This is a genomic window from Glutamicibacter nicotianae, assembly GCF_006539525.1.
Lineage (GTDB): Bacteria > Actinomycetota > Actinomycetes > Actinomycetales > Micrococcaceae > Glutamicibacter > Glutamicibacter nicotianae.
This window is the reverse complement of the sequence record NZ_BJNE01000001.1, coordinates 119,803-132,621: the sequence shown is the minus strand read 5'-3', so window position 1 is coordinate 132,621 and position 12,819 is coordinate 119,803. Positions and strand designations below refer to the sequence as shown.

Genomic DNA, 12,819 nt, shown 5'->3' with positions numbered 1-12,819 from the left:
CATCGAGCCTAGCCCAGCTTGATATGCGGGGTGTAAATGCAAGCTGAATCACTTTTTCCATGAAAACCTAGGCCTATGCAAAACCCTCTTCTGACTCCCAGTACCAGGCCCTATCAGTGGCCAGCCTTCGACCAGCTCACTGCAGAGCATTACGTGGAGGCAGTTCGTCTCGGGGCAGCCGAGCAACGCGAAGAGCTGCAGCGCATTATTGACGATACGCAGGAGCCGACTTTCGAGAACACCTTCCTCGCTTTGGAAGCCAGCGGGCAGACCCTGCGCCGTGCGCTCATGACCTACTTCTCGGTGATTTCTGCCCATGGCACGGAAGATCTGCGGGCGATCCAGTCTGAGATTTCATCGATCTGGTCCGAACAAGAAGATGAGATTTACCTAAGCCAAACCTTGTATTCCCGTTTACAAGCCTTGGATTGCGCGGAACTCCGGGGTGAAGACGCCCGCTTAGCGAATCAAACGTTGAAGAATTTCCAGTTGGCCGGTGCAGGTTTGGGCGAAGCCGAAAAGGATCGCCTGAAGGTACTGAACGCGAAGCTGGCCGAACTTTCAACGCAGTTCGCTGACCTCGTGCTGAAGAATCAGAACGCCCATGCGGTGCACTTCGAGAATGCTGCAGAACTCGACGGCCTGTCTGGTCCAGCCATCGAGTCAGCAGCACAGGCGGCGAAGCAAGCAGGCCACGCGTCGGGCTACCTTCTGACGTTGGTTTCGCCAACTCAGCAACCGGTTCTGGAGTCGCTGGCCTCAAGTGAATCCCGCCGCAAGGTGTTCAACGCATCAATTAGCCGTGGCACCGGGGAGAATGCGACAATTCACGTTGCCGCCGAAATGGCTCAGCTTCGCGCCGAACGCGCCGCGCTGCTCGGATTCGCCAATCATGCTGAAACCGTGCTTGCCCAAGCCACCGCTCCCTCCACCGCGGCGGTGGAAGAGCGCCTGGCAGAACTGACCCAAGCGGCCACCGCAAACGCGCGCAAAGAAGCTGAAGTACTGGGCAAGATTGCCGGTGCTGAAATCAACGCGTGGGATTGGAAGTATTTCTCCAATCAGGTCTTGCGTGATCAGTATTCGGTGGATTCCGAGGAACTGCGCAACTACTTCGAGCTGGACCGGGTGCTCATCGATGGGGTCTTCGCGACGGCTACCAAGCTGTTCGGCATCACCTTCAGCGAGCGGTTTGACCTGCCTGCCTACCACCCGGACGTTCGGGTCTTCGAAGTCTTCGACGCCGATGGCAAGCCTTTGGCGCTCTACACCGGAGACTATCTGGCCCGGGACACGAAGAAGGGCGGCGCGTGGATGACCAGCCTGCGCGATGCCGCTTCATTCCTGGAAGAACGACCGATCGTCACCAACACCTTGAACATCACCCCGCCTGCGCCAGGTGATCCAATCCTGCTGTCCATGGATGAGGCGAATACGCTATTCCACGAGTTCGGCCATGCGCTGCACGGCATGTTCTCCAGCGGAAAGTACGCGTCGCTTGCCGGCACCTCGGTCCCCCGCGACTTCGTGGAGTTCCCATCGCAGGTCAACGAGATGTGTATGCTCCACGAGGATGTTGTCACCGGTTATGCCGTCCACCACCAGAGCGGCGAAGCACTGGGTGATGCGCTGATCGAGAAGATCCGTGCCGCTTCACTGTGGGGCCAGGGCTTCGCAACCACCGAGTACCTGGCCGCCAGCGTGCTCGACTGGGCCTGGCATACCATCAACGCCGGGACAGTTATCGCCGATCCTCTGCAGTTTGAACAAGACGTGCTTCAGCAAGCCGGCTTCGATACCGAAATGATTCCGCCCCGTTACCGCACCGGTTATTTCCAGCACATTTTCGCCAATGGGTACTCCGCTGGCTACTACTCCTACATCTGGAGTGAGGTGCTCGATGCCGACACTGTGCAGTGGTTCGAGGAAAAAGGGGGCTTAATGCGCGAAAATGGTAATCGGTTCCGCGAGGAACTGCTGTCGCGCGGCAATACGCGCGATCCCCTTGAGTCCTACGAATTATTCCGCGGCCGCACCGCAGTGGTTGAACCGTTGCTGCGCCGTCGAGGATTGGTGAACGCAGAATAATGACCACTATTGCCTCCGCACAGGAAGCGCTAAGCCACTGGCATCAGGCACTTGCAGTAGCCACCGGCGGCAAGATCTTTACCACCCACGGATGCTCCTGGGCTTGGCAGCCGGTCCGCAAGCGCCTGATCCTGTTGTTCCCTGAGCATCCGGAGCAGGCGGGCCTGCGACCTGCGCTGGCCGAAGGCCACCGGCTCGGTGCCCGGCGCGTGGAAGCCTGGGTCAACTCAGGAGCCCACGCAGATGAGTTGAAAGCAGCAGGATTCTCCGACAACGCCCAAGTGTCCTGGCATGCAGGCCCGTTGGCCATTCCAATGGATCGCTGGAACGGCAAGATCCGCTTGGGCAATAACGTCCCTGAGGCCACGGGTGCTGATGCCGCCGAACTGAACGTGACGAACCTGTGGCGCGAAACCAGCACCCAGCTTTCCAGCGGTCACCCTGCTCTGCGTCGCGTCGAGCATGCCTTGGCCCGCACCGACGAAGGAGAGATTGTCGGCCGGGGCTTTGCGCAGCAGGGCCTGAACGGGCAGCTGATGGTGCATGCCTTGGCGGTAGGCAAGGAACATCGCCGCCATGGCATTGGCACCGCCTTGCTGCACGGCCTGTCGCGTTCCATGATCAATCCGTTGTCGCCACCAGACGACGAAGTGCCGCAGGAGCTGCTTGCCGCGGCCACGCCGTCCAGTGCCGACTTCTTCAGCGCGAACGGGCTCAAGCTTCTTGGGCGTGGACGCCACATGGTCTTGCGCTCGTGGAACCAATAACGAACAGCTAGGACGGCAGGAACTCGACCGGCCCCGGGGATTCCGGTGGCCGGTCGAGTCCTCTAGAACTTGTTCACGTGGTTGGGAGGACTCGGTAGACGAGGCGGGCAAACGGCCCGGCTTTCCGTGCTTCGGCCAGTTCCAGCCGATCACTGCCGATATTGCGCGGTAGCAAGGCGGCGCCTGCAGGCAGCGCTGCTGGAGCAACAGTCAACGCCAAGGAATCAAGTGCGTCGATGTCCAGGAACTGTCCCAGCAGCTCGCCTCCGCCGAGGACCCAAATGTTCTTCTCCCCCGCCGTCTCCCGAATTTCAGGCAAATATTCTTCGACCGAGCCATTGACTAGGCGGACATCAGCGCCCTCGGGAATTGGCAGGTCCCGCGAGGTGAAAACATACGTGGTGATCCCCCGATAGTATTCTTGCCATTTCTGCGGGTTCTCGATGAACCCTTCGTTCTCAATCAGCCACATGTAGGTATTCGCGCCTTCGACATGCACGCCGACATTTTTGGGTAGCAGGTCCGGGTCGGGTTCGTGGGCCCCTGGCACATCGAAGAGCCACTGCAGGCTGTGGTTCTCATCTCCCAGATAGCCGTTGAGAGTGACTGCTGCGTCGAAAATTATCTTGCCCATGCTCCCTAGTGTGCCATGTCCGGAGCGCTACAGGTGCAGATCCACAGGCGCAAAGGCCGGCGTCTGGCCAGTACGCAGCACCCCGATAGTACCCGAAGGAACCTCGCGCCAGGTCTGGCTGCTCCAATGCAGTTCCAGCGGCTCGGAAACGACCAGCTGCGCGTCCTGCGGCAGTTGGTCCTCGCGGCCGTCTCGGGTGAGCAGCATGGCAGGTCCTGCCGCATAGTAGAGCGAGGGCGCCATCGCGCCCGACACCACTGGGCTGGCCCAGCGCAGCACCACGAGCTGCTGCCCGTCCGAGGCGCACATCGTAGCGCGGAATGGGGCTTCGATACCGTGCTCGGCGCGGGCCCGCTCCACCCGGGCCACCATCCGCGACAGGCCCGCCACCGGGTCCCGGTCCAGGCCGTAGGACAGGGCGAGGTAGAAGCAGACCTCGGTATCGGCGTTGCCCAGAATCATCGGGTAGCGCGCCGGATCCACTTCGAAGGTCAGTTCGCGCTTGAGTATTGCGAATTCCGGGACCGTCCCGTTGTGCTGGAACATCCATCTCTCATCGACGAAAGGGTGGCAGTTCTGCTCGGCAATGGTCCCGCCCGGCGCCGCGCGCACATGCGCCAGGATGCATCCTGACGCGATCTGCGCCGCCAAGTGCCGAAGATTCTGGCTGTCCCAGGCCGGGCCGATCTGCCGGTACTGCCCGAGTTTTCCCGAACGCCCGGCCCAGGCCATGCCGAACCCGTCGCCGTTGGTCGGGAAGGCATGGTCCGCGAAGCCGGAGGCCAGCTCTTCCTGGGGCAGGTAGAGCTGCCGGGCGTGCAGGCTCTGGTCGATCAGCGAATGCGTGGGGCGCACCAGGATATCGGCGATGTCGATCGGGGAGCCGAGATAGGCAAGCCAGCGGCACATGTCATCTTCTTGGGGTCAGCGCGAATTCCGGGTTCCACCAACCTACGCCCGGCGGCATCCAACGGCAAGGCTTCGCAGGCAGACTTTGAATCACGGCAATAGCCATCATTCGGCCACTAAAGACAGAGACCCACGCCACCAGAATCTCGGTGGCGTGGGCCTCAATGCTAATGCGTGAGCGATTACCAGCCGCGCTCAGCCAGGCGGTGAGGCACTGGGACATCGGCTACGTTGATGCCGTGGTCTAAGATTGACGAACCTCAAAGTACGGCGAAAATCGGCCGGAGGTTCGAACGCGCCCGGACACCACGTCCGCCAACGCAGTGTTGTCCTGTGATAGCCGGAACTGACCACGGGTAAAGTAGACGGATGGTGTCCAATAGCTTCAGCCGAATGAATGAACTCTACATGATCAGTTCCCCTGAAACTGTCGATCAGAGGTTCCCCCCGGACCGCAGCCTCGTGACGATCACCGCCCTCACCGCCGGCGGCAACGCCAGTCAGCTGCCATACCACCTGAACTTCGGCAAAGAGAACGGGCTCACCGAGGCCGCGATCGTCGAAGCGATCACTCACCTCGCGTTCTACGTCGGTTGGCCCAAGGCAATGACCGCGTTCACCGTCGCGAAGGACGTCTTCTCCAAGTAGCACCCATCGGAGCCTCGGACGACTGCAGGCGCAGCCGTCCGAGGCTCCGCCATTCACTCACCACTGCGCTCGACTCTGAAGGAACACCTTGAAGGCCACACTGATGTAGAAGTCTGGCGACGTCTGTATCGTCGAGTCCCCGATCTCACCATCCAGCAGTCCACGGAAACCCTGATCCGCGTCACCTACGCCTGAGTCTGCGGCTCCGGCCTTCACCCGTACCACGATCTTCCCGACACCCCTAAGGGCCGCCGGATGGGCCACGAGGCGATCGGCGTCGTCGAAGCGGTCCGGCACATGCCCGCCTACGAACAGGCTTACTTGTAAGATTCATAAAATGGGCAAGTTAAACGCGGACATCGTGGTCCAGGTGAGGCATGGAGACGCCCATGCTCGCCCGTGGGTCCTGCTGCACGGGACGGACGGTCGAGAGACCGACCTTCTGTCGTTAGTTCACGCCGTCGCGCCGAAGGCCACCACGATCGCTCCGCGAGGCACCGTCAAGACGCCCGGCGGGTTCGCTCACTTTCGCCGTCGACCGGACCGCACGCTCGACGAATGCGACATTCGACGCCGCGTTCGCCCCTTGGCAGACGCCATCAGAGAGTCACTCTCCGAGAACTGTCTCGACGGACTTCCAGTGCTGGTCGGCTACTCCAACGGCGCGGTCATGTCCGTAGCACTTCTGACGCATGCCCCAGATTCCTTCGCCGCCGCAATCCTGCTTAGGCCCCTCACGCCGTACCGGGATGAAGCGATGCCTCCGCTGCAAGGGCTACCAGCGCTCGTTCTCGATGCAGCGAACGACAAAAGGCGCTCTTCAGGAGACGGGAAATTGCAGAGCGAACTCCTGGTTCAAGCAGGCGCGCAAGTAACGCGCAAGACGCTTCCCGGCGGTCACCCACTCTGTCGCGACGATGAGCGAGCGATCAAAGCCTGGCTCGACGCGCTATTGGCGACGCATTCCCCATCAAACCCCTGAATGAAGCGCCCTGGGCTTCGTTCCTCAGTTAGACGGTCGCGGGCGCGGTCGTCTTTGGGCGCGTGTAGGACGCTTCGGCTTCGGCCGGGGTGCGATAGCCGAGTGCTTCGTGGAGGCGCTTCGTGTTCCACCAGTTGACCCAGTCCAGCGTCGCGATTTCGACTGCGGTCACGGTCGGCCAGGCGCGGTGGCGATAGATGAATTCGGCCTTGTAGAGGCCGTTGACGGTCTCGGCCAGGGCGTTGTCGTAGCTATAGCCGACGGTGCCGACGGATGCTTTGACTCCTGCGGTGATCAGCGCGTCCGAGTAGGCCAACGAGACGAATTGACTGCCGCGATCGCTGTGATGGACCAGGCCGCTGCTGGAGGCCTCGGCGCGGGTGCTCAGCAGCGCGTGCTCGAGAGCCTGCGGTGGCAGTGCCTCGGTGTGGAGGCTGGCCGCGACGGCCCAGCCGACAATCCGGCGGTTGCAGGCGTCCGTGATGAACGCGGTGTAGCAGAACCCGGTTGGGATGAGATCGTAGGTGATGTCCGCGACCCAGAGCTTGTTCGGACCGAGCGCGGTGAAGTCCCGCTCAACCAGGTCAGGACGATGATCTGGCGCTCCCGAGGGCGTCGTCGTGAGCGCTTTGCGGCCACGACGAACCCCTTCCAGGCCAACTACTTTCATCAGCCGAGCAGTCTGGTCCCGGCCGACTTCCCAACCGGTCCGGCGCATCGCCTGGTGCATCTTGCGATACCCGTGGACGCCGTAGTTCTCGGCGTGGATCCTTCGGATCTCACCGATCAGCACCTCGTCGCGGATGGCCCGGGCAGAGGCCGGGCGCTGCTTCGCGGCTCGATAGCCGCGGGAGGTGAGGAACCCACAGGCTGTTGCGCTGAGCACGCGACAAATGGCCTCGACCCCGAACTGATCACGGTGCACGCAGATGAACCGGATCATTTCGTCGTGGGGCGGTCGAGCTCCGCTGCGAAAAACGCCGATGCCTTCTTCAGGATCTCGTTCGCACGGCGCGTCTCGGCAAGCTCGCGCCGCAGCCGGCGGTTCTCCTCCTCGAGCGAATCCTGCGGGCGGGACGTTCCTTCGGCGGGGCCGTAGCGATTGCACCAGATCCGCAGGGTCTCCTCACCGACGCCGAGATGAGGCACGACGACACGGATCGAATGAGCTCTGGGGCTACCTTCGAGGGCGTGCCGGTCGTAGACCATACGGACCGCACGATCACGGAGCTCTGGACTGAACTTCTTGGGCATACTCCGATTCTCCTTCGTGAGACTCGGAACGGAACCCAGGGCGCTTCACTTCAAGATCGTCCGCCCCGGCGGGACCATCAGCCGTGTCGGCGTGCCGCAGTACGAGGACGCCGCGGTCGGGTTCATGTCGCTGTTCGGAAAGAACGCCACTCTCACAGACGGCCCGACGACGGTTCGCGCCTACATCGAGCAGGTCATGCCTCAGGTTCTCGACGGCACCATCAATCCCCAACGGGTCTTCGACCGCGAGATGCCGCTCGACGACATCGCCGAGGGCTACGCCTCATGGACTCCCGCGAAGCCCTGAAGGTGCTCATCCGTCCCTGACAGTCACCGTCGAGAGGCTGCGTCTTCACGGGCGCGGCCTCTCGGCGCGTGATGCACCGGCTCGGGCGCGCCGTAACTGTTTGCTGCGGAACTTTGCGACCGAGGCCTGCACCGTCCAACATCCTGGGCGATAGCGATCGGTATACGTTGACGTAGTGCAGGTCGAGGCAGCGCCACGATCGAGGTCGGAGTGCGAGCGACCGCTCAAATTAGTGTTTTCGCTGGCAACGCGGGCAAAAGTGGCTCGATCGGCCCATGAACTTCTCTCGCTTGATCGGCGTCTCGCACCGCTTGCATGGCTGTCCAGCAAGCCCATAGACATTTAAGCTTCGCGCAAAGTAACCCTACTTCCCACGATAGATACATTGAAAAACTGGGAGAGTAAGACGATGGCGTTTTCGCTGGTCAGAGGCTACTTCACCGCTAAGTGACGTGCGTATGATGTGTGCTGCCTCCACACCAGAGTACGGCCTCACGACGTCAACCTACCAACTGCCCGATCGAAGGAAGGATCGGGCATCCGCGACCCGTGCGCACAGGACGCCTTCGCCATCGAAGCAGTCCCGGCCTCCACTTCTCCTTCTCTTGGCCTTCTGTTCGATCAGGTGGTAGTGGGGACCTGAGCGACGCCCGCCGGCCGCCCTGACGAGAGCCGAGGCCCGCCTTCGGCACTTCTCTGATTGAGGGATCCCGGCACCCCCGTTGCACGAGGCTTCTACGACACGGACTTCGCCGGTCCTATCTCAGGATCGTGAGCCATGCGGATGATCCACGGGATCAGTCGCACCAAAACCACCATGACGACCAGCTCGACCAGGGTCTGCGTGACGACCACGAGGGGCGCGAGGTCGAACGCCGCGGGCAGCGCGAGCACCAGCGGCAGCACGACGAGTGAGTTCCGGGTCGCGCCGCTGAACACGATCGCCCGTCTGCCCGGCACGTCGAGGCCCGCGACTCTGCCCGCCAGCATCCCGACCGGCACCATCACGGCGGCGAAGAGGACGTAGACCGGCACCGCGAGGAGCAGAGAGCCGAGCCGCGCGCTCACGCCAGCGATCTGCGAGGCGACGACGACCGCGAGCGTGGCGACCATGAGCGGCACCATCGCGCCCATGACCGCCTGTTCGACCCTGCGCGCGGCGCGCGATCTGGCCGCGGACAGCTGGGTCAGCGCCGCGCCCACGAGGGGCAGGGCGATGATGAGCACGAAGGCCTCGACGAACGGCGCGAACTCCACGGACCCCACGAACTCCGCTCCGACGAACAGCCATAGGTACAGCGGCAGCAGGAGCATTTGGGTGAGCATCAGCAGCGGGGCGGCTGCCAAGAGCTTCTCCTCGTCGCCGCCGGCAAGCCCGGCGAAGACGATCACATAGTCGATGCACGGGGTCAGCAGCACGAACAGCACGCCGACGAGGAGCACCTGGTCGTGGGCCACGATCCCCGACAGCAGCCAGACAACGGCGGGCACCAGCACGAAGTTCACGACGAGGATCGCGGCGAGGAAGCGCCAGTCGCGGAAGGCGTGCCCGATTCTGCCGAACGGGATGCCGAGGAACGTGGCGTAGAGCAGCAGCGCGAGCACTGGGTGGATCGCCAGCTCGGCCGGGTAGGCGACCACGGGCCAGGCCAGCCCGACGACGGCCCCGATCGCCAGCCCCGCGACATAGAGCGCGACCTGGTGCCGCTCCATCCATTCCACGCTCATCTGCATCTGTTCTCCCTCATCACGTGCAAGGGCGGGCAATCCCGCCTACAGAAAAACGTTAGACCTTGAACCCAGGTTGAAGGTCAAGCTAGCGAAGCATAGGCTCGAAGCATGAAGATCTCCGAGGTCGCCGAGCGCAGCGGAGTGCCGGCGAGCACGCTGCGCTACTACGAGCGCCTCGGCTTCCTCGCGGCGCGCCGGAGCCCGAACGGATACCGGGACTTCGACGAGGGCCACCTCGAGCGGCTCGACTTCATCGCTTCAGCCAAGCGGCTCGGACTCGAACTGCCCGAGATCCGCCGCCTCTTGGAGCTCGCCGACACGGGCACCTGCACCGGCGTCAAGGTCGCGCTGCAGCCGCTGCTGGCCGAGCAGATCGCCGCCGTCGAACGGCAGATCAGCATCCTGACCGTACTCCAGGAACAACTGAGCACGGCGCAGGCCTACGTCGACGACTGCCCGGACAGCGACGAGCAGTGCCGGTCCGAGTGCGCGTTCCGGGCCTTCGCACGGACCGCGCCGGTGCCCGATTAGTAATAGCCAATAGGTCAGCCATTACTGTACAGTTCAGTGCATGCTGACTATTGCTTCTCGCCTCGACGTCATGAACCGGCTGGGCCGGGCCATGGCGGACCCGACGCGCTCCCGGATCCTGATGACCCTGCTGGACGGGCCGAGCTACCCGGCCGTGCTCTCGCGCGAGCTGGAGCTGACGCGCTCGAACGTGTCGAACCACCTGACCTGTCTTCGTGACTGCGGGATCGTGGTCGCCGAGCCCGAGGGGCGGCAGACGCGCTACGAGATCGCCGACCCGCACCTCGCGGCGGCGCTCACGGCGCTGGTGGACGTGACGCTGGCCGTGGACGAGCACGCGCCGTGCGTGGACGCCGAGTGCACGGTGCCGGGCTGCTGCGGGACGGGAGCGGGCGCGTGAGCGCGGCGTGCGGCTGCGACGAGCCGGAGACCCGGGTCGGCGAGGAGGAGCGGGAGCGTCCGTGGTGGCGTGACCGCGGGATCATGGTACCGGTGCTCTCCGGCGTCGCGTTAGGCACGGGCCTGGTCCTGGAATGGACGGGTGCGGAGGTCCCGGCGCTGGTGGCGTTCTGGATCGGCCTGCTGCTGGGTGCGTCGACGTTCACCCCGGGCGCGATCCGCAAGCTGTTCAAGGGCAAGCTGGGCATCGGGCTGCTGATGACGATCAGTGCGGTCGGCGCGGTGATCCTCGGCTACGTCGAGGAGGCCGCGGCGCTGGCGTTCTTGTACTCGATCGCCGAGGCGCTGGAGGACAAGGCGATGGACCGCGCCCGCGGCGGGCTGCGGGCGCTGCTCAAGCTGGTCCCGGAGACCGCGACCATCCGGCGGGATGGCGGGTCCGTGGAGGTCGCCGCGAAGGACCTCCAGGTCGGGCAGCTCATGCTGGTGCGCCCGGGTGAGCGGATCGCGACCGACGGGATCGTCCGCACTGGTCGGTCGAGCCTGGACACCTCGGCGATCACCGGGGAGTCGATCCCGGTGGAGGTCGAGCCCGGCGACGCGGTGTCGGCCGGGGCGATCAACACCGTCGGTGCCCTGGAGGTCGAGACGACCGCGGCGGGCACCGACAACTCGCTGACCACGATCGTGGAGCTGGTGGAGCAGGCGCAGGCGGAGAAGGGCGACCGTGCCCGCCTCGCCGACCGGATCGCCCGGCCGCTCGTGCCTGGGGTGCTGATCCTCGCCGCCCTTGTCGCGGTCATCGGCTCGCTGCTGGGCGACCCGGAGCTGTGGATCACCCGCGCCCTCGTGGTGCTCGTCGCCGCGTCGCCGTGCGCGCTGGCGATCTCCGTCCCGCTCACTGTCGTCGCCGCGATCGGCTCGGCGAGCAGGTTCGGCGTGATCATCAAGTCCGGTGCCGTGTTCGAGCGCTTCGGCGTGATCCGCCACGTCGCAGTCGACAAGACCGGCACCCTCACCCGCAACGAGCCCGCCGTCACTGCCGTCCTCACCACGGACGGCGTGACCGAGGCGCAGGCATTGGTGTGGGCGGCGGCGCTGGAGCAGCACAGCACGCACCCGCTGGCCGCCGCGATCACCGCCGCCTCGCCCGGGGCTCCCGCCGCCCTGGAGGTCACCGAGCAGGCCGGGCACGGGATCGAGGGCACTCTCGACGGGGCCCGGGTCACGGTCGGCAGCCCTCGATGGCTCGACGCGGGAACGCTCAAGGACCAGGTCGCCGGCCTGGAGGAGCAGGGCATGACCGTCGTGATCGTGCACCGCGACGGCATCCCGGTCGCGGCGATCGGGGTCCGCGATGAGCTGCGCCCCGAGGTTCCCGAGGTGGTCCGCACCCTCGCCGCCCAGGGCGTCGGGGTGACCATGCTCACCGGCGACAACGCCCGCACCGCCCGGGCACTGGCCGCGCAGGCCGGGATCGAGGGCGTGCGCGCCGAGCTGCGCCCGGAGGACAAGGCCGCCGCGATCAGCGAGCTGGGCAGGCACGGCTCGGTCGCGATGATCGGCGACGGCATCAACGACTCCCCCGCCCTGGCCGCCGCGGACATCGGCATCGCGATGGGCGCGACCGGCTCCGACGCCGCGATCGAGTCCGCCGACGTCGCCTTCACCGGCCACGACCTCCGTCTGCTGCCGCGCGCGTTCGACCACGCCCGCCGCGGCAGGCGCATCATCAACCAGAACATCATCCTGTCCCTGCTGATAATCACCGCGCTGCTGCCGCTGGCCCTGTTCGGCGTGCTCGGCCTCGCAGCGGTGGTGCTGGTGCACGAGATCGCCGAGGTGATAGTTATCCTCAACGGGCTCCGCGCCGCCAGGACGAGGAAGACCGCCTCGTGAACGTGCCGGATGCCGTCGAGACGGCTGACGCCGGCGACGCGGACGAGAAGGCCCCGCCTCCTCCCACCCGGCGGGCGGTCGGCGCAGCTCTCGCCGTCGGCGCGCTCGGCCTCGCTCTGGACCAGGGGACGAAGGCCATCGCGGCCGCGCGGCTGACGCCGGGCGAACGGGTCCCGCTGCTCGGCGACTTGTTCGGCCTGTCCCTGGTCTACAACCCCGGGGCCGCGTTCTCGCTCGGCGCGGGATCGACGTGGATCTTCACGGCCGTCGGCGTCCTCGCTTCGGTGGCGGTGGTCGTGTTCGCCGTGCGGCTTCGGGGCTTGCGGTGGGGCCTTGCCCTGGGCATGGTCCTCGGCGGTGCGGTCGGCAACCTCGTCGACCGGCTCGGTAACCCGCCCGCGATCGGTCAAGGGCACGTCACGGACTTCCTCGCCTACGGGAGCCTCTTCGTCGGGAACGTCGCGGACGTCTTCGTGGTCGCCGGTGTCGGCCTGGTCTGCCTGAACCTCGCCTCGCCGAGGCCGGGCGAGAATCATCGCGTACGAAATGCCCAGCCGTGATGAAACTGGAACAGCTGAACATCGCCACCCACAGGAGATGTTTCGTCACGAAAGTGCGACCTCGGTATTCGGAGTCCGGTTCAGTTCTACTTCACCGAGTTCTTGCATCC

12 protein-coding genes and 2 pseudogenes are annotated in these 12,819 nt (G+C 64.7%); 9 read left to right on the top strand and 5 right to left on the bottom strand.

Annotated features, from left to right (window positions below):
* The first annotated feature begins 75 nt into the window (after window positions 1-75).
* Together ANI01nite_RS00595 and ANI01nite_RS00590 are read left to right on the top strand one after the other, a co-directional pair.
* Complete coding sequence (locus ANI01nite_RS00595) at window positions 76-2,088, top strand: M3 family metallopeptidase (protein ID WP_141355280.1); 2,013 nt, start codon at window positions 76-78, stop codon at window positions 2,086-2,088.
* The gene (locus ANI01nite_RS00590) at window positions 2,088-2,855 is read left to right on the top strand and encodes a GNAT family N-acetyltransferase (protein ID WP_038991188.1); all 768 of its coding nucleotides are present in this window, start codon (window positions 2,088-2,090) and stop codon (window positions 2,853-2,855) included. The genes ANI01nite_RS00595 and ANI01nite_RS00590 overlap by 1 nt, the downstream gene beginning before the upstream one ends.
* Before the next feature lie 73 nt (window positions 2,856-2,928).
* Here ANI01nite_RS00590 and ANI01nite_RS00585 read toward each other — a convergent pair whose 3' ends face one another.
* Both ANI01nite_RS00585 and ANI01nite_RS00580 read right to left on the bottom strand, forming a co-directional pair.
* On the bottom strand, window positions 2,929-3,489 hold the full coding sequence (locus tag ANI01nite_RS00585; protein WP_141355279.1) for a dihydrofolate reductase family protein: 561 nt from the start codon (window positions 3,487-3,489) through the stop codon (window positions 2,929-2,931).
* A 27-nt stretch (window positions 3,490-3,516) separates the two neighbouring features.
* A complete protein-coding gene (locus ANI01nite_RS00580) occupies window positions 3,517-4,398 on the bottom strand; it encodes a class II glutamine amidotransferase (protein WP_141355278.1) in 882 nt (293 codons plus the stop codon).
* Window positions 4,399-4,791: 393 nt separating this feature from the next.
* On the opposite strand from ANI01nite_RS00580, the gene ANI01nite_RS00575 reads away from it, so the two are divergent.
* Together ANI01nite_RS00575 and ANI01nite_RS00570 are read left to right on the top strand one after the other, a co-directional pair.
* Window positions 4,792-5,046, top strand: coding sequence for a carboxymuconolactone decarboxylase family protein (locus tag ANI01nite_RS00575; protein WP_255314322.1), 255 nt, complete (start codon window positions 4,792-4,794; stop codon window positions 5,044-5,046).
* Between the two features lie 337 nt (window positions 5,047-5,383).
* Complete coding sequence (locus tag ANI01nite_RS00570) at window positions 5,384-6,028, top strand: alpha/beta hydrolase (RefSeq protein WP_141355276.1); 645 nt, start codon at window positions 5,384-5,386, stop codon at window positions 6,026-6,028.
* A gap of 28 nt (window positions 6,029-6,056) precedes the next feature.
* Here ANI01nite_RS00570 and ANI01nite_RS00565 read toward each other — a convergent pair.
* A protein-coding gene (locus ANI01nite_RS00565; protein ID WP_141355275.1) for an IS3 family transposase occupies window positions 6,057-7,282 on the bottom strand; the annotation gives its coding sequence in 2 pieces (ribosomal slippage) (window positions 6,057-7,000 and window positions 7,000-7,282; 1,227 coding nt in all).
* Window positions 7,283-7,331: 49 nt separating this feature from the next.
* Between ANI01nite_RS00565 and ANI01nite_RS00560 the strand changes: the two are divergent.
* Window positions 7,332-7,609 (top strand): annotated as a pseudogene (locus ANI01nite_RS00560) (IMP dehydrogenase); the annotation flags it as partial.
* Between the two features lie 209 nt (window positions 7,610-7,818).
* Here the strand turns inward: ANI01nite_RS00560 and ANI01nite_RS17180 are convergent.
* Window positions 7,819-7,902, bottom strand: a pseudogene (locus ANI01nite_RS17180) (zinc finger domain-containing protein); the annotation flags it as partial.
* A 422-nt stretch (window positions 7,903-8,324) separates the two neighbouring features.
* Complete coding sequence (locus ANI01nite_RS00550; RefSeq protein WP_141355274.1) at window positions 8,325-9,323, bottom strand: arsenic resistance protein; 999 nt, start codon at window positions 9,321-9,323, stop codon at window positions 8,325-8,327.
* A 105-nt stretch (window positions 9,324-9,428) separates the two neighbouring features.
* On the opposite strand from ANI01nite_RS00550, the gene ANI01nite_RS00545 reads away from it, so the two are divergent.
* From ANI01nite_RS00545 to ANI01nite_RS00530, 4 genes are read left to right on the top strand one after another with little or no spacing between them, the layout of a single operon-like run.
* Window positions 9,429-9,851, top strand: coding sequence for a MerR family transcriptional regulator (locus ANI01nite_RS00545; protein ID WP_141355273.1), 423 nt, complete (start codon window positions 9,429-9,431; stop codon window positions 9,849-9,851).
* Window positions 9,852-9,891: 40 nt separating this feature from the next.
* On the top strand, window positions 9,892-10,251 hold the full coding sequence (cmtR, locus tag ANI01nite_RS00540) for a Cd(II)/Pb(II)-sensing metalloregulatory transcriptional regulator CmtR (protein WP_007633539.1): 360 nt from the start codon (window positions 9,892-9,894) through the stop codon (window positions 10,249-10,251).
* Window positions 10,248-12,149, top strand: a complete 1,902-nt coding sequence (locus ANI01nite_RS00535; RefSeq protein WP_174787656.1) for a heavy metal translocating P-type ATPase — start codon at window positions 10,248-10,250, stop codon at window positions 12,147-12,149. The genes cmtR and ANI01nite_RS00535 overlap by 4 nt, the downstream gene beginning before the upstream one ends.
* Window positions 12,146-12,709: a signal peptidase II gene (locus ANI01nite_RS00530; protein ID WP_141355271.1), complete on the top strand. Its 564-nt coding sequence runs from the start codon at window positions 12,146-12,148 to the stop codon at window positions 12,707-12,709. The genes ANI01nite_RS00535 and ANI01nite_RS00530 overlap by 4 nt, the downstream gene beginning before the upstream one ends.
* Window positions 12,710-12,819: the final 110 nt, after the last annotated feature.

Bases quoted from the DNA above. Each gene is read 5' to 3' on its own strand.
- ANI01nite_RS00595 (WP_141355280.1), top strand. From the start codon at position 76: ATGCAAAACCCTCTTCTGACTCCCAGTACCAGGCCCTATCAGTGGCCA.
- ANI01nite_RS00590 (WP_038991188.1), top strand. From the start codon at position 2,088: ATGACCACTATTGCCTCCGCACAGGAAGCGCTAAGCCACTGGCATCAG.
- ANI01nite_RS00585 (WP_141355279.1), bottom strand. From the start codon at position 3,489: ATGGGCAAGATAATTTTCGACGCAGCAGTCACTCTCAACGGCTATCTG.
- ANI01nite_RS00580 (WP_141355278.1), bottom strand. From the start codon at position 4,398: ATGTGCCGCTGGCTTGCCTATCTCGGCTCCCCGATCGACATCGCCGAT.
- ANI01nite_RS00575 (WP_255314322.1), top strand. From the start codon at position 4,792: ATGAATGAACTCTACATGATCAGTTCCCCTGAAACTGTCGATCAGAGG.
- ANI01nite_RS00570 (WP_141355276.1), top strand. From the start codon at position 5,384: ATGGGCAAGTTAAACGCGGACATCGTGGTCCAGGTGAGGCATGGAGAC.
- ANI01nite_RS00550 (WP_141355274.1), bottom strand. From the start codon at position 9,323: ATGCAGATGAGCGTGGAATGGATGGAGCGGCACCAGGTCGCGCTCTAT.
- ANI01nite_RS00545 (WP_141355273.1), top strand. From the start codon at position 9,429: ATGAAGATCTCCGAGGTCGCCGAGCGCAGCGGAGTGCCGGCGAGCACG.
- cmtR (WP_007633539.1), top strand. From the start codon at position 9,892: ATGCTGACTATTGCTTCTCGCCTCGACGTCATGAACCGGCTGGGCCGG.